Origin of the sequence: Streptomyces malaysiense, assembly GCF_000980885.2 — a bacterium.
Lineage (GTDB): Bacteria > Actinomycetota > Actinomycetes > Streptomycetales > Streptomycetaceae > Streptomyces > Streptomyces malaysiense.
Map to the genome: position 1 here is coordinate 1 of NZ_LBDA02000017.1, position 20,054 is coordinate 20,054.

Consider the following 20,054-nt stretch of genomic DNA (forward strand, 5'->3'; position numbering starts at 1 on the left):
AACGGTTGCGGCATATCGGTGCGGGCCAGTTGATCCAGCCCCGGCGGCATGGGAGAAGATAAGAGGGCAGGCACGGTCTTCACTTGTGATCATGGGACTTCGACACTCACATGATCACGCAGACCGTGCCTGCAGCCGCATCCGGACCTACCTACAACCGACATGCCGGCCCATCAGCGAATCAACCGCCCAACTCGCGAGCACGCAACGGCCCTGCCGCTCCGCAGGCCTTCACCTTCCACCACTCGTTCGCCCCGGACGGAACTCCGGCCGGGATCAAGGGCATCGGGCCGAAGAGCGACCAGGTTCCCTGACAGGGGCCCGAACGACCGGCACTGGCCGAAGGCTCGCTCGTGCAGGTGGGAGTGCCGGGCCGGGATGGAGCACCAGGGCATGTGCGGCTCGTCAGGCGTGCGGGCATAGCCACGTCGGCTCCACGAGGGGCAGGTGTCGAGAGTGCCGGTGCGGCACGGTCGGCCTCGGGTCAGGGGCGTCGTCGCCGCGGCGGCCGGCATGGTGGTCGCGGCCCTGGTCTGCGCCGCGCCGCAAGTCAGCGCGGCGGCAGGCGAAGGGGCACCACCGGTTCCGGCCGATCGGTTCGGGCTCACTCAGGTCGCCCCTGCCACCGGTACCGCCACGAACTTCGTGATCCCCGTGGCCACGAACGAGGTGGCGGGCGAGCACCACATCCGCGTCCTGCTGCCCGGCGGCTGCCAGGACCACTCTGATCAGCGGTATCCGGTGTTCTACCTGCTGCACGGCGCGCGATCGGGCAGACCGCTCTGAAATGGCTCCGATGTCACCTTCGACGGCCGCCGCTCCGCGGCCCGCCGGCAACCGTCGCCCCGGTTTCACCGTTCGTTCGGCAGACCCGCCGCCCGCTGCGATCAGTCACCTGATGAGACGAATGGCCGGTTTGTTTCCGCACAGCGGGGCAGAGGGGCCGGTGAAAGGCGGTGATTTCATGGACGAGAGGATCCGCAGGTATTTCACCCGCGCCTCGCTGATGGGACTACTGACCGGAGCTTTGGTCGGCTTCGCGTCGGGAGGAGTCTTCGGTGCCCTGGTGGGCGCGGGAATCGGCTTCGCCCTGGCCGCCGGCAGCGTCCTGTACTGGGGCGAGCACGGTGGCGCACGCCGCGGCAAGCCGACGGGTGAGGTGCCGTCGGTCCGCTGGGACCAGCGCCTCGTGAGGACGGGCACGGTACCCGGTCAGAGGACCGGCACCGGTCGGCCCCACCTGCGTCACTGACCTCGCGGGCGACCTGACCGGTACGGCTTCGTGGGTCCAGGGACCTCCGCTCTTCGCACACGGCTTCCCGGCCGTGTGCGAAGAGCGGAGGGACCGCACCGGCGAATGGCCCGGAAGCAGCCGACACGACACGCGGCCTCGCTCGCGGAACCAGCGGAGCATCAGCACCGCGCGCCGGAACGGACCCAGCGCCCGGGGCAATCCCGGCGGGCCGATCCGTCGGCGGTGGACGGCCATGTCGCGCAGCCTTGACGGTGTTGGTCTGGGCCAATACCGTCTGCCTCGCACAGAACTCCACACGGCACAACACCATTCATCTTCATCGGAGTTGACGACGCATCCGCTGGTCGGGGGACGAGAGCCCCGGCCGTCCGCCGTGGGCATGTCCGGCGACGGCAGCCCGGACGCCGGCCGTCGCCACCCGTCGTCGTCATCCAGATCCGCAAGGGCGCGTGCACTGCCGACCGCCGATGGCGACCACCAGAGGCGGTGCGGCGAACAGACGCGATCATGTCCTTCCCCGGAGGTCAGACCTATGCAATCACTCCCCGCAGGGGCACAGCGCGGCGGGTGGAAGAGAGCGCTCTCTTTGATTCCCGTCGTCGTGCTGACGGTGGCGTTCAGCGTCACCACGACGCTGAACGCCCAGGCGGCAGTGCCCTCGGCACCGCCGGGCTTCACACTCACCTGGAGCGACGACTTCAACGGTGCGTCCGGCACCGGCATCGATCAGAACCTGTGGAAGTACGACACCGGGCCGGGCGGCAACTTCGGCACCGGCGAGATCGAGACGATGACCAACAGCACCTCGAACGTCTACTACGACGGTCAGGGTCATCTGGTGCTCCAGGCCCTGCACTCGGGTTCCGACCCCCGCGGCGGGTGGACCTCCGGGCGCGTGGAGACCCAGTCGGCGGGCTTCGGCGCCCCGGCGGGTGGTGTCGTACGCATCGAGTCCGTCCTCCAGCAGCCCAATGTCTCCACCGCCAACGGGGCGGGCTACTGGCCGGCGTTCTGGATGCTCGGCGCGCCCCTGCGCTCCGGTGTGACCTGGCCGAAGTCCGGCGAGGTCGACATCATGGAGGACATCAACGGCCGCAGTTCCGTCTTCAGCACCCTGCACTGCGGTGTGAACCCGGGCGGACCGTGCAACGAGTCGACCGGCATCGGCTCGGGTGAACGCGCCTGTCCGGGCTGCCAGGCCGGCTTCCACGACTACGCGGCGGAGATCGACCGCTCGGTGTCACCGGAGCAGATCAGGTTCTACCTCGACGGGAACAACTTCTACACCGTCAGCGCCAACCAGGTGGACGCCACGACCTGGTCCGACGCGGTCGACCATCCCTTCTTCATCATCTACGACCTGGCGATCGGCGGCGGCTTCCCGGACGCCTTCGGCGGGGGCCCGAACGCGTCCACGGTCTCCGGCGGCAAGCTGGTCATCGACTCGGTGGCCGTCTACAACAAGGCGCCCGGCTCGGGAGGCGGTGGCGGCGGCGGTTCGGTGAGCGGCCAGACGATCACCGGCCCCGGCGGCAAGTGCGTTGATGTCTCGGGTGACGACACCGGCGGCGACGGCACCGCGGTCCAGCTCTGGGACTGCCAGTCGGCGGCCAAGGACCAGCACTGGACCTGGAGCGGACAGACCCTGCAGACGCTCGGCAAGTGTCTGGACATCGCCGGTGGCAACAGCGCCGCCGGTACGAAGCTGCAGCTCGCCACGTGCAACAGCGGGGGCTACCAGTCCTGGGTGCGGCAATCCGACGGCTCGCTGCGGAACCCGACGAGCGGCCGGTGCGTCGACTCGCCGTCGGGTGCCACCGCGAACGGCACACGCCTGCAGATCTGGGACTGCAACGGCTCCGCCGCCCAGAAGTTCGCCATCGGTACCCCGATCTACGGACCGGGCGGCAAGTGCGTGGACGTGGCGGGCGACGACACCGGCGGCGACGGCACCGCGGTCCAGCTCTGGGACTGCCAGCAGGCCACGTCGCTCGACCAGAAGTGGACCTGGAACGGCCAGACCCTGCGGACGCTCGGCAAGTGCCTGGACATCGCGGGCGGTGTGAACGCGGCCGGCACAAAGCTCCAGCTGGCCAACTGCAACGGCGGCGGCTACCAGAACTGGGTCGTCAACGCCGACGGATCGATGTCCAATCCGACCACCGGCCGATGCATCGACTCGCCGTCGGGTGCCACCGCGAACGGCACACGCCTGCAGATCTGGGACTGCAACGGCTCCGCCGCCCAGAAGTTCTCGCCGGCGTGAGCACGCGCGATCCTGCCTGAAACGCGACAGGGGGCGTCGAAGGGCCGCACCTCGACCGGTGCGGCCCTTCGGTATCTCGCCGCCGCGCGGACGACCCGCGCTGTCTTTGTCCGCACCGCCGGCTCGCCGGGATCCGCCCCCGCCGACCGCACCCGGGGCAGGCACCACTGGAGAGCGCGGTCTTCTTCCCCTCGGTCCCGGCCGACGACCGAGGCGACGCACAGGCCGCGGTGTCGGACACGGACGGAGTTCGTTCCGGTACCGAAGCGGTCGCGGACCGGCCTCGGTTCACCTTCGGTTGGATCACGGAACGAACTCGATGTTCCGGGTGACGTGCCGCCATCCGGCGGAAGAGCCCTGCTCATGGGGAGATCTGTCCTGGAATCGATGTTTGAGGCAGGGTGATTCGCGCCCTCAAGCCGCGGTCGGGGTGTTGACCTGGGCTCCTCAACCGGAATGACGCGGTCGTGACAAGCCTCTAATCTCTGCGCTGGCCGGATCCGGTTCACGGACGGTCCGAACATCGATCCCAGGGGGGTTCTCATGAGCTGGTTCATTGCCGCGCTCAAGAAGTACGCGGTCTTCAGCGGACGTGCGCGCCGCAAGGAGTACTGGCTGTACGTGCTGTTCATGTACATCATCTTCGCCGTGCTGGGCATCGTCGCCGGTGCGAGCCACGCGTCGGCCGTCTTCGCCCTCATGGGCGTCGCCTACCTCGGCTTCCTGCTGCCGACCTGGGGCGTGAGCGTGCGTCGACTGCACGACACGGGGCGCTCCGGCTGGTGGATCCTGTTCGGGATGGTCCCGCTCGTCGGCGGTATCACCCTGCTGGTCTTCTTCTGCACGGACGGCGACGCGGGCGCCAACAAGTACGGCCCGAACCCCAAGGAGGTCCAGGCGTTCGCCTGAACGCCTGGTGCACGGGACCAGGATCCCGGAGGGAACCGGTGTCCGCGAACGGCTGCCGGTGTCCCGCCGCGGGGTGGCCTCCCGAAGGTCGACCAGTGGGCCGGTGGCTCGGTCAGGCGCTCACGCCACCGCCACCGGTCCGTGCTGGCCGGGGCTCAGTAGCGGATCCGGCCGGCTCGGGCCGGTCGTAGCCGATGCCGCACGCGTACCCGGGACGGCCGCCCCGGTGGTCCGCGAACCGGAGTGGCGTTCGCCGAACCCGGTCATGCCGACGGCGTGAGCGTCTCCGTTCACGTACACGTTCATGAGGGCCCTGCCGGTCGTCCGGCAGGGCCCTCATGGTCGAAGCGCCGGTCCGGTGGCGGTCCTCCGCTCGCAGGGCCGCTCGGACGCTCTCCCCGTCCACTTCTGCCGGGGCCGTCCGAGCGCGTTCCCCGCCGGCCCGATCCGCCACGGCGGGCCGGCGGGCAAGGAGCACGCCGCCGAGGGGGTCGTGCCGGCCGCCGCGCGAGGAAATGACAGGTTCTTGGCCGGCCGGGGCGCATAGAGGCCGGTCATCGGGCAATGCGCGAGTCGTGACACGCATTGTGATCGTCTTCCTTACTCTGATCGCCGCGACCGTGAGCGCCGCGATGGCCGTCGGAAGCTCGCCCTATTGGTGGTTCGTGGCCGTTCCCCTGATGTTCCTGGGCGTGCTGGGCGGCTGGGACCTGGTCCAGCGAAAGCACTCGGTGCTGCGCAACTACCCCGTCCTCGGCCATGCCCGCTTCCTGCTGGAGCGAATACGGCCGGAGCTCCAGCAGTACTTCATCGAGCGGAACTTCGACGGCCGCCCCTTCGACCGGGACGTGCGCAGCATCGTCTACGAGCGCGCCAAGGGCACGGACGCGGAGGAGCCGTACGGCACCGAGCGCGACGTGTACCGGCCGGGCTACGAGTTCCTGGTTCCGTCGATGGCGCCGTGCCCGGTGCCGACGACCGCGCCGCGCGTGCGGATCGGCGGGCCGGACTGCGCCCGGCCCTACGACATGGCCCTGCTGAACGTGTCGGCGATGAGCTTCGGCTCGCTGTCGGCCAACGCGGTCCTGGCGCTCAACGGCGGCGCCGCGGCGGGGAATTTCGCCCAGGACACCGGCGAGGGCGGGCTGTCGGAGTACCACCTGCGTCCCGGCGGCGACCTGGTGTGGGAGATCGGCACCGGGTACTTCGGCTGCCGCACCCCGGACGGGGACTTCGACGCGGCGGAGTTCGCCGGCAAGGCGGCGCACGACCAGGTCAAGTGCGTGTCGCTGAAGCTGTCCCAGGGCGCGAAGCCCGGCATCGGCGGGGTGCTCCCGGGGGCCAAGGTGAACGCCGAGATCGCCCGTGTCCGGGGCGTGCCCCAGGGCCGGACGGTCGTTTCCCCGCCGTACCACCGGGTGTTCTCCACCCCGCGTGAACTCGTGCGCTTCGTCGCCCGCATGCGCGAGCTGTCCGGTGGCAAACCCGCCGGGTTCAAGCTGTGCGTGGGCTCGCGCCGGCAGTTCCTGGCCGTGTGCAAGGCCATGCTGGAGGAGGGCACGGCGCCCGACTTCATCGTGGTGGACGGCGCGGAAGGCGGCACCGGCGCGGCGCCGCTCGAGTTCGCCGACCACATGGGCACCCCACTCACCGAGGGACTGCTCACGGTGCACAACGCCCTCGTGGGGGCGGGCCTGCGCGACCGGATCAGGATCGGGGCGAGCGGCAAGATCGCCACGGGTACCGATCTCGTCAAGCGCATGGTCCAGGGCGCCGACTACGGCAACGCGGCGCGCGCGATGATGTTCGCCGTGGGCTGCATCCAGGCGCAGAGGTGCCACACCAACGCCTGCCCCACCGGCGTCGCCACCCAGGACCCCCGCCGGGCCCGCGCCCTCGACGTCCCTGACAAGACGGCACGCGTCCAGCGCTTCCAGGAAGCGACCGTGGCCGGCGCGCTGCAGCTCATGGCATCCATGGGTGTCACGGATCCCGCCCAACTGCGTCCGCACATGCTCCGTCGACGCGTCGACCCGCTCACCCAGCGCTCCTACGCGGAGCTGTACGAGTGGCTGGAGCCCGGCCAGTTGCTCGCCGAGCCGCCGGCCTCGTGGGCGGCGGACTGGAAGAGCGCCGACCCCGACCGATTCACCGTCTGAGACCCGGAGGACCCACATGTCCCGTACCGTTGCCCGCGCCATCGTGGACGCGCTGAGCGAACTCGGCGTGCGCCAGGTGTTCGGCGTCGTCGGAGACGCGCTCAATCCCCTGACCGACGCCATCCGCAGCACCGAGAGCCTGGAGTGGGTGGGCTGCCGGCACGAGGAGGCGGCGGCCTTCGCCGCCGGCGCCCAGTCCCAGCTCACCGGAAACCTCGGCGTGTGCATGGGCACCGTCGGACCTGGTTCCGTCCATCTCCTCAACGGGCTGTACGACGCCGCCAAGAGCCACGCCCCGGTCCTGGCCATCGCCGGTCAGGTGCCGCTCGCCGAACTCGGCAGCGACTACTTCCAGGAGGTCGACAACGACGCCCTCTTCAGCGACGTGGCCGTCTTCCGCGCCACCATCACCTCGCCCGACCAACTGCCGCAGATGCTGGAGACGGCGGTGCGCAACGCCCTCGGCCGCAAGGGAGTCGCCGTCCTCAGCGTGCCGGGCGACATGGGAGAGCGCGAGCTGACGGACGACCGGCCCGCCCGGTTCTCCCTGACCCCTGCGGTGAGCCGGCCGGAGGGTTCGGCCGGCCGGCGCGCCGCGGAACTCCTCGACCGGTCCGAGCGCGTCACCCTGCTCGTGGGGGAAGGAGCGCGTGCCGCCCGCGAGGACGTCCTCGCCCTCGCCGACCGTCTGGCGGCGCCGATGGTGCTCACGCTGAAGGCGAAGGCGGGTTTCGAGGGCGACCACAACCCCTTCCAGGTCGGTCAGACCGGCCTGATCGGCAACCCCGCCGCAGCGGCGGCCCTCCAGGACGCGGACACCCTTCTGCTGCTCGGCACCGACTTCCCCTACCGGGACTGGTACCCCGAGGGCAGGACGGTGATCCAGGTCGACACCGAGGCCACTCACATCGGACGCCGGGTGCCGGTCGACGTCGGGCTCGTGGGCGACACCGGCGCCACCGTACGCGACCTCCTGGACCACCTTGCCACCGCGCCCGGAGGCGAACGTGACCGTTCGCACCTGGACAAGGCGCGCGAACGCTTCGACCAGTGGCGCGCCGGCCAGGCCCGGCTCGCCGACCCCGCTCATGACGAAGGCATCGTGGGGCGGCTCCGCTCCGCGCTGGACAACCGCGCCCACGACATCAGGCCCGAGGTGCTGGCCGCAGCGGTGGACCGGGCCGCCGCCGACGACGCCGTCTTCACCTCCGACACGGGCATGGCCACGGTGTGCCTCTCCCGCTTCGTCGAGATGCGCGGTGAGCGGCGCCTCATCGGTTCGTACAACCTCGGTTCGATGGCCAACGCCATGCCGCAGGCCCTGGGCGCCCAGTGCCTGGACCGTGAGCGCCAGGTCGTGGCCTTCTGCGGCGACGGCGGGCTGAGCATGCTCCTCGGCGACCTCATGACCCTCAAGACCCACCGCCTGCCCGTCAAGCTCGTCGTCTTCGACAACCGCCGTCTGGGGATGGTGAAACTCGAACAGGAGCAGGCCGGTCTGCCCGAGTTCGGCACCGTGCTCGACAACCCCGACTTCGCCGCCGTGGCGGAGGCCATGGGCATCACGGGCATCCGCGTGACGGACCCGTCGGAAGTGGAGAACGCGGTGCGACGGGCATTCCGCAGTCCGGGCCCGGTCCTGCTCGACGTCCTGACCAACCCCGACGAGGTCGCCGTTCCGGCCAAGCCGACCGTCGAACAGGGCTGGGGATTCGCGGTGGCCAAGGTGAAGGAGGTCGTACGCAGCCACGGAGACAACACCGGCGGCCACTGAGCGCTCCGAGGCGTCCCGCGGCGAACGGCCCCCGCCGGCCTCGCTCCCGGCCACGGGAGGAACGACCGCGCTCGTCGTCGTCCTCGTCCGACTCGATCGTGTCCGGGTCGCTCAGCGGGCGCGGGGCGCCGGCCGGCCGGGACGCCGGCGGTGCAGCCGCAGCGGCCGGGCGGGTTCGGATCGCGGTGCTTCAGCGGGGAGCGCCGGGCGTCGTCCTCCTCGCGGATCTCGTGGTCTCCGGCCGGGAACCGGGCGACAGCGAATAGGCTCGGCGGCGTGCACGAGATCATCGGCACTCTGGTTCCGGGCACCGAGGAGTCGTCGATGCGTCAGCTGGACCCGCGGCATGCCGCACGGCTCGCCACTCATGGGACCGTGGCCACGCGCCTGTCCCTGCTGAGCGACCGCCGGCTCGGCGAGGTCGTGGCCGCCGCCGACCCGCTCGGAGCCGGCATCGGCGGCAGATCGGCGGAGCTGGACGTCGCAGGCACGCGGGTGTTCGTCAAGCGGGTCCCTCTCACGGACACCGAGTTGCGGCCGGAGAACGCGCGGTCGACGGCGAACCTCTTCGGACTGCCGATGTTCTACCAGTACGGTGCGGGCTCGGCGGGTTTCGGAGCCTGGCGGGAGCTGGCCGTGCACGTCATGACCACCAACTGGGTCCTCGGGAACGAGTACGAGGGCTTTCCTCTGATGTACCACTGGCGGATCCTGCCCGACTCCCCGCCCGAGGGCTTCACCGACGCGTTCGGGGGCGTCGACGGGGCGGTCGCGCACTGGGAGGGGTCACCGGCCGTGCGCGAGCGGCTGGAGGCCATCGGGAGTTCCTCGTTCAGCCTGGTGCTCTTTCTGGAACATGTTCCGCGGACACTCGCCGACTGGCTGCACGACCACCGGACCGCGGCGCCGGAAGGCAGCGAGGGTTCGCCGTACCCATGGGTGGAGGAGACTCTGGCGCGCGGGATCGGCTTCATGAGCTCGCGCGGACTCGTCCACTTCGATGCTCACTTCGCCAATGTTCTGACCGACGGCCGGCTGCTCTATTTCGCGGACTTCGGACTCGCCTTGAGTTCCGGGTTCGAACTGTCCGCGGCGGAGGCGGAGTTCCTCTCCGACCACCTCGTGTACGACCGCTGCCACACCGTGAGCCATCTGCTCCGCCACCACCTGCCCGAGGGCCTGCGTGGCGGTATGGAACACGACGCGTTCCTGCGCCAGTGGATCAACGGTCACCGGCCCGACGGCGTCCCGCGCGAGATCGCCGCGATCATCGACCGGCATTCCCGGGCCGCCCTGGCCTTGGGCGAATTCCAGCGCCAGTTTCTGACCGAGAGCAAACAGACGCCGTTCCCGGCCGCCGAGATCGAGCGGGCCTGGCGCACCGTTGCTGTCACGGCGCCCCGCTGAGACCGGAATGCCGCGGAAGACCGCCATCAGGACGCACATCGCGCGACGGCGGGTGCGCCGGGCCGAGGCGACGACGCCGCGGTGCGCGGTTCTCGCTCCGGGCGGCGGGGGCCTGCCCCACGGGTGCGCCGGCCGCTGCCTGTCGCAAGCTCTGCAAGCTCTCGCCCCGGTTCCCCCTCTGCCCGTGATCGAGCAGATGCAGCGTCGCCGGTGGTCCGCGACGGCCGGCGGTGACGGCATGCCACAATCCCTACCGAGGAGTAACTCCCAGGATGTCGAAGAGTCGAGGAAAGGTGCCCCATGGCCCGCGTGTTCACGGTGAGCGGCAGCATCCGTATCGACGTACCGCCCGATGTGGCCTACCGGGCCATATGCCGTCCCGGTGACATGGGCCGCTGGAGTCCGGAGAATCTCGGCACCGCGGAGGGGACGGGGCAGGCACCGGCGGGGCTCGGCACCACGTTCGTCGGACGGAACAAGCGTGGCCGGTTCCGCTGGGTGACCCGGTGCACGGTCACGGCGGCCGAGCCCGGCCATCGCTTCGCCTTCCGTGTTCACGCCATCGGCATCGGCCGACCGCGCCTGCGCGGCCCGATCGCCAGCTGGGAGTATCGTTTCGAGCCCGCCGACGGCGGTACGCGGGTCACCGAGACCTGGACGGACGACCGGCGCGCCTGGCCCGCCTTCGTGGCCAACGCCTTCGATCGAATCGCCACCGCGGGACACACCTTCGCCGCCTTTCAGGCCCGCAACATCAACGTGACGCTGCGCAACCTCAAGCGCGAGCTGGAGACCGGCGCGAACTGACCCGCGCGGTCACGCCGGTCTCGGACCGCGCTCGATCCGGTCGGCGTTCGGGCGGTCCGAGGCAGGCTACGGCCGGCTTCCGGTCTCCATGACTCTCGCGGCGGGCCGGGGAGCCGAGCCGGCCTCCGGCGTCCGGGCGATCCCGACGAACCGCGACGTCATGGCGCTCTCCCCGCCGCGTCGATGGGCCCGCTCCCGTGACGCCGGGGGCGGGGACGTGACAAGGAGGTCGCGCGGGTTCCTGGCGCGCGTGTCCGTCCCGCCCCCGGCTGCGACGCGCCTGCCCCGGTTCCGGTTCGGGACGCGTTCTCCCGGTGCGATTCCTGGCCGGTGCCCGGACGTGCCCGCAGGGCCCGGCGGTGTGGTCGGCCGAGCCCTGTGGAACAGCGGGTGTCTGATCTGTCAGGTCACCATCGGTACCAGCGGCCACGGCCGCCGCCGGCGTTCGTGGAACGCATGACGAACCCGAGCAGCCACACCACCAGGACGATCAGCGCCACCCACCACAGAATCTTGAGGGCGAAACCGGCGCCGAACAGGACGAGCGCGAGAAGCAGGACGAGCAAAAGGGGAACCATGTTTATCAACCTCCTGACCCGCCGTGTGCCCCCCATCATGGAGGGCATTCCTCGGCTTCGCCTTTGTTTACGAGGGGCATGCCGGGGCATGAGCCGGCCGCCCCAGCAACCGAAGAACACGTCGAGGCCTTCGAGGAAGGCAGGGCAACGCATCGCTGCATCCGCATGAGATGAATGGAAGGAAAAGGGATTGGTTACTCCGACAGGCAACCCCCACGGAACGGAGACAGTCCCATGGTGATCAAGAAGATGCACGACATGGGCATCCGCAGCGAGCACGCCTACATCGCCGGCCTCGCCTCGATCGGCCTGAGCTTCGCCTCCTGGTTCACGAGCCTGCAGGCCGAGAAGGCCGGCGTGGAGCGCGCCGACAGGTGGGGCATCTTCGTCGGTGAATGGGCGCCGACGTTCATCGGCCTCGGCCTCGCGCTCTCCCACTACGAGCAGCAGGAGGGCACCCTCAGCGGCTCTCTGCACGTGGCGAAGCAAGCCGACTGACAGCCCGCGTCCACCTTCGTCGCCGCGGGGGAATCCGTGTCCGGGTCCCCCACTGCCCGTCACGGTGGGGACATGGACGCTGCCTCGCCGCCCTGGTCACGCGAGGTCTGTCAGGTCCTCCGCGAACACCTGCGACAGGGGCTGCGGTCCCACGTACTGCTGGCAGTTGCACTGACCGGCCTCGAAACGCAGTGGCTTCTTGTTCTCGTCCCAGGCCGTCGGCACCTCGACGCGCTCGTGGCATCGGCCCTGCTTGTCATGCTTGGCGAGATGATGCGTGCATCCGCACACGGGCTCCGGAGGTCTGTGCGCCGCTTCGACCGCGGACCGTTCCCCTCTCGCCGCCTCCAGCAGCTGCAACTTGCGCTCATGTCGATTGCGCAGCGCGGTGCGGACGTTGTCGGCCACCCACGCGAAGCCACCTGTCCAGAAGACGATGAGCACCCACCAGAACCAGTCCATCCGCTGTCCCCCTGTTCTCCTGCGGACCAGCATAGATGGCTCATCGCAAGCGTGTTCGCAGCGTCACGCCCGCCTCGGACGTGGCTTGTTCTCGGGCGGGCGTCGCCGTCACGTCGCCCGAGGGCAGGATGCCCCGTGGTCGGGCAGATCGGTAAGTGCACGCGGTGGCCGGGGAGATGGGGTGCACGTCAGGATACGGTGGGGGGCCATCGGCCGGTCAGGGCTTGCTCGACGCCGTCGGCGAGGCCGGCCAGGCCGGCTCTGTCGTCGGGGTGGAAGTCCTGGGCGGCGGCGGTCGAACGTACCCGCACGAGGTGGCCGGCGATGGTGGGGCGCTGCTCGGTCGTGCTGTGCCAGGCCAGTTCGCGCAGCAGCATGCAGAGGCGGGCCAGGACCGCCGGCTCCGCGGCGCCGTATCGCAACGGCTGGGCCACCGCGAGGTGAAGCAGCTCCGCCAGGGTGGGGCGGCGCAGCACGACGCGAGTCCGGCCCTGGTCGTCGTGCAGGAGTCGGGGGGAGAGGTCACGCCGCGCCAGCTCGCACAGCAGCGCGGAGGAATGGGAGAGCGCGTGCACCGCCGTGGTGGGGTCGTTGATGCCGGGCGAGAGCGCCTTGACGGCCACATCGGTGAGCTGGCGCAGCCCGAAGGCGATGTCCTGCTCGGGGGTCAGCTCGAACTCGTTGGTGAGAGCGCCGGCCGCCCGCTCGACCAGGCGGTTCCGTGTGTTCCGGGCGAACGGCTCGCCGTCGAGGGGCCAGGCGGCTCCGGTCGGGGTGCCGGCGATGAGTGAGCTTCCGGGACAGCGGTCGATCAGGACGACGGCGTTCGCCTCGACGGCTGCCGCGAGGAGCGCCTCCTCGTTCACCGCGGCCAGGAAGCCCGAGGACCGGGCAGGCAGTGGCAGCGCGTCGGCGGGAGGCCGCGGCACGCCTGCGCGCTCCGCGGTGGCGGGGCCGGATTCCGTGAGGAGCCTGCGGATGGTGGCGTCGGCGGCGCCGTGGACGTCGCGCAGCATGGCTTCGACCCGGATCTCGCGTGCCAGGTGGGACAGGAACACCACAAGCGTGAACACGCTCACCAGGGCGAGGAGGAAGGCCACGGTGACCGACAACTGCGGAACGAACGGAGGCTGCCCGCCGGTCCGGGCGCGCACCGTGCGCAGCACGGTGAGTGCGTAGGTGAAGGTCGCCAGGAACAGTGCCAGTGTCGTCTGCACGTAGCGGTCCTGGCTGAACGTCCGCAGCAGACGAGGGGAGAACTGGCTGCTCGCCAGCTGCAGGGTCACCACCGTGAGCGAGAAGGTCAGGGCCGTGACACTGATCAGCGATCCGGCGATCGCCTGCAGCACGGCCCGCGCGGCCGCGGGACCGCCCGTGAAGAGATATCCGGCGAGGGCGGGCGGCACCTTGTGCAGGATCCGCATGTCCAGCCGGGGCAGTCCCACACCGACGGTGACGGCGAGCACGACGCCCAGAGCCGGCAGCGGCCACAGCTGGGTTCGGAGTGCGTCGCGGATCAGCGGAAGCCGCCCCATGGCGCACCCTCATTCGACTCATGGCGGGGACACGGCACGACTCCACCCTGACAGCCGGCATCGTCCGAGGACCGCGTAGACACGGCGATCGGTGCCGCGGCACCCCGATTTCCCTCGCACGGGCCCCTGCGATCGAATCGACTCGGGACAAGGCCGCGTCCATGCGCGGGGACGACGCCCCGGACGGTCGACGTCGTCCGCACAAGGGTGCGCGGCCCCTCGGTCGCCGCGGAGATGCCGCGCATGTCCGCCCACGGCTTCGCCGGCGCGTCGGGCCGGGGGGGCGGTAGGGCGCTCCCGGCCGGCCGGAAGCCTGGCGGCATCCAGGTTTACGAAGAGAGCACGAGGGCTAATCCCCCTGCGTTCGTCACGGATGCCGACACGTCGGTGCACCGCACGGGGAGCGCTCATGTCGAAGACGTACCCGGGGCCCGGACAGGAGGAGGGCACCCGTTCCCGGCCCCGCGTCCAGACGGGTGACCGGATCAGGGACTACCTCACGACCACCGACCACAAGAAGATCGGGAACCTGTACCTGGTCACGTCCTTCGGCTTCTTCCTGGTCGGCGGGCTTCTGGCCATGCTGATGCGCGCCGAACTGGCACGCCCTGGACTGCAGATCGTCAACGAGCAGCAGTACAACGAGCTGTTCACCATTCACGGCACGATCATGATGCTGTTGTTCGCCACGCCTACGTTCACCGGGTTCGCGAACGCCATCATGCCCCTGCAGATCGGTGCGCCGGACGTGGCGTTCCCCCGGCTCAACGCTCTCACCTACTGGCTGTTCCTCTTCGGTGGACTGACGGTCCTGTCCGGTTTCCTGGTCGGGGGCGGTCCGGCCGCGTTCGGCTGGTTCGCCTACTCGCCGCTGAACAACGCGGTGCACAGCCCCGGACATGGCGGCGACCTGTGGGCGATGGGACTGGTGCTGTCGGGCGTGAGCACCACGCTGGGGGCGGTCAACTTCATCGCCACGATCGTCTGTCTGCGCTGTCCGGGCATGACGATGTTCCGCATGCCGATCTTCACCTGGAACGTGCTGTTCACGTCCGTTCTCGTGCTGCTGGCCTTTCCCGTCTTCGCGGCCATCCTGCTGGCCCTGATGGCCGACCGGCGGTTCGGCGCGCACATCTTCGATCCGGCGAGCGGTGGGGCACTGCTGTGGCAGCACCTCTTCTGGTGGTTCGGCCATCCGGAGGTATACATCGTCGCGCTGCCCTTCTTCGGGGTCGTCACCGAGATCTTTCCGGTGTTCAGCCGCAAACCGGTGTTCGGCTACGTCGGCATGGTCGGCGCCACCATCGCGATCACCATGCTGTCGGCCACCGTCTGGGCGCACCACATGTTCGCCACGGGCGCGGTACTCCTCCCCTTCTTCGCCCTCATGTCGTTCCTGATCGCCGTGCCCACCGGAGTGAAGTTCTTCAACTGGATCGGCACCATGTGGCACGGCAGCCTGTCCTTCGAGACACCCATGCTCTGGTCGCTCGGGTTCCTCGTCACCTTTCTGCTGGGCGGGCTCAGCGGCATCCTCATCGCCTCCCCGCCCCTGGACTTCCATCTGACCGACACCTACTTCGTCGTCGCCCACCTGCACTACGTCCTCTTCGGGACGATCGTCTTCGCCATGTTCGCCGGCTTCTACTTCTGGTGGCCCAAGCTGACGGGCCGTCTGCTCGACGAGCGTCTGGGAAAGATCCAGTTCTGGCTGCTGTTCGTCGGCTTCCAGACCACGTTCCTGGTCCAGCACTGGCTGGGTGAGATCGGAATGCCGCGGCGCTACGCCGACTACCTGCCCGCCGACGGGTTCACCGCTCTCAACACCGTCTCGTCGGCCGGGGCCTTCCTGCTGGGACTGTCGACGCTGCCGTTCCTCTACAACGTCTGGAAGACCGCCCGGTACGCGCCGATGGTGGGCATGGACGACCCCTGGGGCTACGGACGCTCGCTCGAATGGGCCACCTCCTGCCCCCCGCCCCGGCACAACTTCGTGGCCATGCCGCGGGTCCGCTCCGACTCACCGGCCTTCGACCTGCACCACCCCGAGTTCAAGGAAGAGCTGCCCCCGGCGGCTCACGGAACCGTGGAACCGACTCCCGACACCCTAGGAACCCAGAGCGAATGAAGTCCGAGGCATACCTCTTTGCCGGCCTGGCCGTCTTCTTCCTGCTCAGCGACGCCGCCTACACCTGGTTCGCGCGGGAGCCCGCGGGGATCACGGCCCTCAGCATCTCGTTTCTCATGGCCTCGGTGATCGCCTTCTTCTCCATGGTCAACTACCGCCGCAAGGGGGCTCGCCCCGAGGACCGTTCGGACGCGGAGATCCAGGAGCGCACCGGCCGTGTCGACTTCTTTCCCCCGCACAGCCGGCATCCGGTGGTGACCGCCGTCGGCGCCACGGTGGTGGCCAACGGCATCGTCTACGGCGACTGGCTGATCCTGATCGGCCTCGGCGTCCTGGGGCTCGGGGTCTTCGGCATGGCCTTCGAGTACAACGGCCGAAGCGGCGGCTGACGCGGGCACCCGTCCGTCCGCGGGACCGGTGTGATCACGTCCCACCGGACATGGTCAGCTCTCCCCTCCGTCCTTTCCGGTACCGCTCGAGACGGGATCGATGGTCCGGCCTCCGGCCTGAAGGCGTTCCTCGGCCGTCGCCGGCATGTCGACTCGCTCGCCGTAGTACCAGGAGCTGAGGGACGCCCTGATCCTGCTCCGCAGCGGTGCCGAGCGTCCCGGGTCGCCCAGCGGACGGGCGAGGTCCCGGACCAGTAGCTTGTAGCGCTCTTCACGGCCGACGGGCTCGTGGGACTCGCTCATCCCGCCCGCCACGTCCTGGTGGACCTCGCCGGTCTCCTCGCCCTCTTCGAGCAGCCGGCGATCGTGCCGCTGGAGGGCGAGACAGACACGCTTCGTCACGACGTAGGCGAGCACCGGGACGACGAACACGGCGACCCGGAAGGTCCACGTCAGCATGTTCAGGGAGACGTCGAACCAGACAGCCATCACGTCGTTGCCGCCGGCCATGATCAGCACCGCGTAGCAGCTGATGGCCGCAACGCCCAGGCCGGTCCGGGCGGGCCGGTCCCGGGGCCGGTCGCACAGATGGTGCTCCACCATGTCGCCCGTCACCCAGCGCTCGAAGACGGGATACAGATAGAGCACCAGGAACAGCAGAGCAGGCAGCACGAGCGCCGGCAGCAGGACGTTCCACATGAACGTGTGACCGGCGACGTCGGTTTCGACCCCGGGCATCAGCCGCAGGGCTCCCTCGAGGAATCCCACGTACCAGTCGGGCTGGGCGTCGGTCGAGACCTGGTCGGGCTGGTAGGGGCCGAACAACCACACCGGGTTGATCTGCGCGACCGCGCCCAGGACGGCGGTGAGGCCGGCGACCATCAGCGACAGCCCGGTCGACTTCGCGACGAACGAAGGGAACATCGGCAGTCCGACGACGTTGCGGTTGGTCTTCCCGAGGCCGGCCCACTGGGTGTGCTTCAGGTAGACCACCAGGATCAGATGCACGGTGATCAAGGCGATGAGGGCACCGGGCACGAAGAGGACGTGCACGATGTACAGGCGGCGGTCGATCGCCGTTCCCGGGAATGCTCCGCCCCACAGGAAGAAGCTCAGATACGTACCGACGACGGGGATCGACAGGACGATGGAGTTGGCGGTGCGAAGGCCCGTACCGGACAGCAGGTCGTCCGGCAGTGAGTAGCCGCAGAAGCCCTCCAGAAGTGCCAGCAGGAACAGGGTCACTCCGATCACCCAGTTCAGCTCCCGCGGCCTGCGGAACGCGCCGGTGAAGAAGACCCTCAGCATGTGGACGCCGATGGCCGCCACGAAGACGAGGGCCGCCCAATGGTGCATCTGGCGCATCAGCAGACCACCGCGCACATCGAAACTCAGCTGCAGCGTGGTCTCGTAGGCCTTCGAGACGAGCAGCCCCTGCAGGGGCTGGTACGAGCCCGTGTAGGGCACCTCGGCAAGGCTGGGATCGAAGAAGAGGGTCAGGAAGGAGCCCGTCAGCACGAGGACGACGAAGCTGTAGAGCGCGATCTCCCCCAGCAGGAAGGACCAATGGTCCGGGAACGCCTTGCGCAGGAGCTGGCCGGCGAGCTCCGACACGGGCGCTCGCCGGTCGGCGCTGACGTACGCCCGGAACGCGGCCTGTCCCGCTGTCGCCCTCGACCTCGCCCCGCGTCGCCGTGGCAACATGCCCACACCAAGCTCCTCCGTCCGACCCGTACGCGCCCCCGCGGCCGGCAGGTCGCACAACGGGCGCAGAGGTACCCGGTGGCCTCGTCCGTCAACCAACGGCACAGGCATTCGGGCGAGCATGAAAAAACAGGCTCATGGGGAAACCCGGGTACGGGTCAGCTGCCGGCGACCGCCGAGCCGCTCGAAGACGCGGTCGTGTCACGACCCTCGCGCGGGACCGCACGCAGGCCTTCAGGGAGCGTCAGTGGGGAGCGACAGCGGCATCATCGCGGAGCTCGCGACGGACCACCGCGGGGTGCAGAACCTCCTCGACCGGGTGCGCGCCGCCGCGCCCGGCAGTGAGGAACGCGCCTTCTTGGTGGAGCAAGTCAGCACACGCCTGGTGCGTCATCTGACGGCGGAGCAGGAGCACCTTCACCCTCTTCTCCACCGGTACGTCGTGGACGGCGACGCCTGGACGGACCGGCTGGCCACCGGGGACAGGGAGATCGAGCGGACGTTGCGGTCCCTGGAGGCCGTCCCTCCGCACACCGAGGAATACGTACGCCTCTTGCTGTCCCTCACCGAACACGTCACCCGGCACGTCGTCGAGCTCGAACAGCAGGTGTTCCCCCGCCTGCAGGCCGTGAGCCCCGATGCCGTCCTTCGCGACGCCGGGGCCGGGGCGCACCGCACGGAAGCCGTCGCGCCCACCCGCCCCCGTCCCGCGGCGCCCGGCTCACCGGAACCGACGAGGCTGACCGCCTCCGTCCGGGGCCCCTGGGACCGGCTGCGCGACAGGGTGACTCGCCGCGGTCGCCCGTGACCCCTCACGCGCGGCCACCTCATCAGCCGACGGTGCGCATCCCCCTCCCGCGGTTCACCCAGTCGCAGCGGGCGACCGAGGCGTCCGCGTTCTTCCAGGACGCAGGACCGCCTCGCTCGCTCCACCCTCGACCGCCGTCGGCTGCTGAAGGACCCGGCGGGTCTGCCGCGGCACCCGGCAGCGCCGGCCAACGAGTACTACGACCCCCCTCGGCACGGACGTCGGCCGTCTCGGCAGGGAACGCGGCACGGTGACGCACGCCGTCGACACCGGTCGGATCCTGCGGTCGTCCGGCCGACGGCCGCCGCCACGTGGGCCGCGGCCGTCATGCTCGGGCTCGGCACGGGGCCTGCCGCGCGGGGTGGCCGACGCAGGCACACGCTCGCGGCCATGGGGGCGTCGTCCGACCCTGAAGCCCATCGGATCACGGTGTCACCTGGTCGCACCCGCCACGCGAGGCCACTCCCCCCGGCCATCGCGCCGGAGCGGGGCCGCCGTGACCGGCGTACCGGACCCGATGCCACAATGGCGTGCCATGTCTGCCACACCTGCCATCAGGGACCGACGGCTTCGACGCTGGGAGCAGCGCACCGGCGGCTGGCTCATCGGCCTCGCGATGATCTACCTCACGGCCTACGCGGTACCCATCCTCGACCCGCAACTACCCCGGACCTGGCGGAACGCCGCCGAGACCGTGACCTTCACCATCTGGGCGCTGCTGGCCGTCGAATTCGTCCTGCGCTTCGCCATGGCCGGCAGCCGGTGGCAGTTCCTCAAGGTACGTCTGTTCGACCTGGCGACCCTGGTCCTCCCGCCGCTGCGTCCGCTGCGCCTGGTGACCATCGTGTTCATGGTGGTGCGGCGCAACACCTCCACGCTGGGCCGGGTCCGGCTGCGTCTCGGCTCCTACGTGGCGGCCTGCACGGCGCTGCTGCTGTTCCTCTCCAGCCTGGCGATCCTCGACGTCGAGCGGCGCAACCCGGACGCCTCGATCACCACGTTCGGCGACGCCCTGTGGTGGTCGGTGACGACCGTCACGACCGTCGGATACGGCGACCTGTACCCCACGACGACCGAAGGGCGCCTGATAGCCATCGCGCTGATGGTCGGCGGCATCGCGCTCGCGGGCCTGGTCACCGCGACCCTGGCGTCCTGGTTCACGGACCGGTTCTCCGATCTCCGCGCCACCGAGGCCCGGACGACCAGCGAGATCTCCGCCCTCACGGAAGAGGTCCGCCGGCTCCGCGAAGAACTGCACGCCCGGCACCCCGCCGCCCCGTCGGCTTCCGCCGCAGGTCCGCGCGTCGCCTCGGACGCCGGCCTCGACGGGAAGGCGCCCTGCGCGCGGAAAGGCTCCTGACCGGCGCGGCGCAGG

The 20,054-nt window shown here is 69.9% G+C and carries 17 protein-coding genes; 13 read left to right on the plus strand and 4 right to left on the minus strand.

What is annotated here, in order from left to right; translation table 11 throughout:
- Window positions 1–654: 654 nt before the first annotated feature.
- The 8 genes from VT52_RS39375 to VT52_RS08970 all read left to right on the plus strand — a co-directional run bounded on the left by VT52_RS39375 (window position 655) and on the right by VT52_RS08970 (window position 10,577).
- On the plus strand, window positions 655–786 hold the full coding sequence (locus tag VT52_RS39375) for a hypothetical protein (RefSeq protein ID WP_276207940.1): 132 nt from the start codon (window positions 655–657) through the stop codon (window positions 784–786).
- A 178-nt stretch (window positions 787–964) separates the two neighbouring features.
- Entirely contained in the window at window positions 965–1,252 is a 288-nt protein-coding gene (locus VT52_RS08940) for a hypothetical protein (RefSeq protein WP_143070856.1), read from the plus strand.
- 589 nt (window positions 1,253–1,841) lie between these two features.
- Entirely contained in the window at window positions 1,842–3,521 is a 1,680-nt protein-coding gene (locus VT52_RS08945; protein ID WP_240509694.1) for a ricin-type beta-trefoil lectin domain protein, read from the plus strand.
- 543 nt (window positions 3,522–4,064) lie between these two features.
- The gene (locus VT52_RS08950; protein WP_046425746.1) at window positions 4,065–4,430 is read left to right on the plus strand and encodes a DUF805 domain-containing protein; all 366 of its coding nucleotides are present in this window, start codon (window positions 4,065–4,067) and stop codon (window positions 4,428–4,430) included.
- 575 nt (window positions 4,431–5,005) lie between these two features.
- Window positions 5,006–6,589, plus strand: a complete 1,584-nt coding sequence (locus VT52_RS08955; protein WP_046425744.1) for an FMN-binding glutamate synthase family protein — start codon at window positions 5,006–5,008, stop codon at window positions 6,587–6,589.
- Window positions 6,590–6,605: 16 nt separating this feature from the next.
- Window positions 6,606–8,363: a thiamine pyrophosphate-dependent enzyme gene (locus VT52_RS08960; protein ID WP_046425741.1), complete on the plus strand. Its 1,758-nt coding sequence runs from the start codon at window positions 6,606–6,608 to the stop codon at window positions 8,361–8,363.
- Between the two features lie 324 nt (window positions 8,364–8,687).
- A complete protein-coding gene (locus VT52_RS08965) occupies window positions 8,688–9,770 on the plus strand; it encodes a protein kinase family protein (RefSeq protein ID WP_046425780.1) in 1,083 nt (360 codons plus the stop codon).
- A gap of 300 nt (window positions 9,771–10,070) precedes the next feature.
- The gene (locus tag VT52_RS08970; protein ID WP_046425739.1) at window positions 10,071–10,577 is read left to right on the plus strand and encodes an SRPBCC family protein; all 507 of its coding nucleotides are present in this window, start codon (window positions 10,071–10,073) and stop codon (window positions 10,575–10,577) included.
- Window positions 10,578–10,984: 407 nt separating this feature from the next.
- Here VT52_RS08970 and VT52_RS08975 read toward each other — a convergent pair whose 3' ends face one another.
- On the minus strand, window positions 10,985–11,155 hold the full coding sequence (locus VT52_RS08975; RefSeq protein WP_046425737.1) for a hypothetical protein: 171 nt from the start codon (window positions 11,153–11,155) through the stop codon (window positions 10,985–10,987).
- Between the two features lie 234 nt (window positions 11,156–11,389).
- Between VT52_RS08975 and VT52_RS08980 the strand changes: the two genes are divergently transcribed.
- Entirely contained in the window at window positions 11,390–11,653 is a 264-nt protein-coding gene (locus tag VT52_RS08980; RefSeq protein ID WP_046425734.1) for a hypothetical protein, read from the plus strand.
- Between the two features lie 96 nt (window positions 11,654–11,749).
- Here VT52_RS08980 and VT52_RS08985 read toward each other — a convergent pair whose 3' ends face one another.
- Both VT52_RS08985 and VT52_RS08990 read right to left on the minus strand, forming a co-directional pair.
- Complete coding sequence (locus tag VT52_RS08985; protein WP_046425731.1) at window positions 11,750–12,115, minus strand: hypothetical protein; 366 nt, start codon at window positions 12,113–12,115, stop codon at window positions 11,750–11,752.
- 188 nt (window positions 12,116–12,303) lie between these two features.
- A complete protein-coding gene (locus tag VT52_RS08990) occupies window positions 12,304–13,650 on the minus strand; it encodes a DUF2254 domain-containing protein (RefSeq protein ID WP_046425729.1) in 1,347 nt (448 codons plus the stop codon).
- Between the two features lie 409 nt (window positions 13,651–14,059).
- Between VT52_RS08990 and ctaD the strand changes: the two genes are divergently transcribed.
- Both ctaD and ctaF read left to right on the plus strand, forming a co-directional pair.
- Window positions 14,060–15,778, plus strand: a complete 1,719-nt coding sequence (gene ctaD, locus VT52_RS08995) for an aa3-type cytochrome oxidase subunit I (RefSeq protein WP_046425727.1) — start codon at window positions 14,060–14,062, stop codon at window positions 15,776–15,778.
- A complete protein-coding gene (ctaF, locus tag VT52_RS09000; RefSeq protein ID WP_046425725.1) occupies window positions 15,775–16,167 on the plus strand; it encodes an aa3-type cytochrome oxidase subunit IV in 393 nt (130 codons plus the stop codon). Before ctaD ends, ctaF begins: the two co-directional genes overlap by 4 nt.
- Window positions 16,168–16,221: 54 nt before the next feature.
- On the opposite strand, the gene qcrB is transcribed toward ctaF, so the two are convergent.
- A complete protein-coding gene (gene qcrB / locus VT52_RS09005; protein WP_046425778.1) occupies window positions 16,222–17,871 on the minus strand; it encodes a cytochrome bc1 complex cytochrome b subunit in 1,650 nt (549 codons plus the stop codon).
- 247 nt (window positions 17,872–18,118) lie between these two features.
- Between qcrB and VT52_RS09010 the strand changes: the two genes are divergently transcribed.
- Both VT52_RS09010 and VT52_RS09015 read left to right on the plus strand, forming a co-directional pair.
- Entirely contained in the window at window positions 18,119–18,679 is a 561-nt protein-coding gene (locus VT52_RS09010) for a hemerythrin domain-containing protein (protein ID WP_046425723.1), read from the plus strand.
- 535 nt (window positions 18,680–19,214) lie between these two features.
- The gene (locus VT52_RS09015; protein ID WP_107481273.1) at window positions 19,215–20,039 is read left to right on the plus strand and encodes a potassium channel family protein; all 825 of its coding nucleotides are present in this window, start codon (window positions 19,215–19,217) and stop codon (window positions 20,037–20,039) included.
- The last annotated feature ends 15 nt before the right edge of the window (window positions 20,040–20,054 follow it).

Coding starts and splice junctions, on each gene's coding strand:
- VT52_RS08950 (WP_046425746.1), top strand. CDS start 4,065: ATGAGCTGGTTCATTGCCGCGCTCAAGAAGTACGCGGTCTTCAGCGGA.
- VT52_RS08960 (WP_046425741.1), top strand. CDS start 6,606: ATGTCCCGTACCGTTGCCCGCGCCATCGTGGACGCGCTGAGCGAACTC.
- VT52_RS08980 (WP_046425734.1), top strand. CDS start 11,390: ATGGTGATCAAGAAGATGCACGACATGGGCATCCGCAGCGAGCACGCC.
- VT52_RS08965 (WP_046425780.1), top strand. CDS start 8,688: ATGCGTCAGCTGGACCCGCGGCATGCCGCACGGCTCGCCACTCATGGG.
- ctaD (WP_046425727.1), top strand. CDS start 14,060: ATGTCGAAGACGTACCCGGGGCCCGGACAGGAGGAGGGCACCCGTTCC.
- VT52_RS08985 (WP_046425731.1), bottom strand. CDS start 12,115: ATGGACTGGTTCTGGTGGGTGCTCATCGTCTTCTGGACAGGTGGCTTC.
- VT52_RS08975 (WP_046425737.1), bottom strand. CDS start 11,155: ATGGTTCCCCTTTTGCTCGTCCTGCTTCTCGCGCTCGTCCTGTTCGGC.
- VT52_RS09015 (WP_107481273.1), top strand. CDS start 19,215: ATGTCTGCCACACCTGCCATCAGGGACCGACGGCTTCGACGCTGGGAG.
- VT52_RS08970 (WP_046425739.1), top strand. CDS start 10,071: ATGGCCCGCGTGTTCACGGTGAGCGGCAGCATCCGTATCGACGTACCG.
- qcrB (WP_046425778.1), bottom strand. CDS start 17,871: ATGTTGCCACGGCGACGCGGGGCGAGGTCGAGGGCGACAGCGGGACAG.
- VT52_RS08940 (WP_143070856.1), top strand. CDS start 965: ATGGACGAGAGGATCCGCAGGTATTTCACCCGCGCCTCGCTGATGGGA.
- VT52_RS08990 (WP_046425729.1), bottom strand. CDS start 13,650: ATGGGGCGGCTTCCGCTGATCCGCGACGCACTCCGAACCCAGCTGTGG.
- ctaF (WP_046425725.1), top strand. CDS start 15,775: ATGAAGTCCGAGGCATACCTCTTTGCCGGCCTGGCCGTCTTCTTCCTG.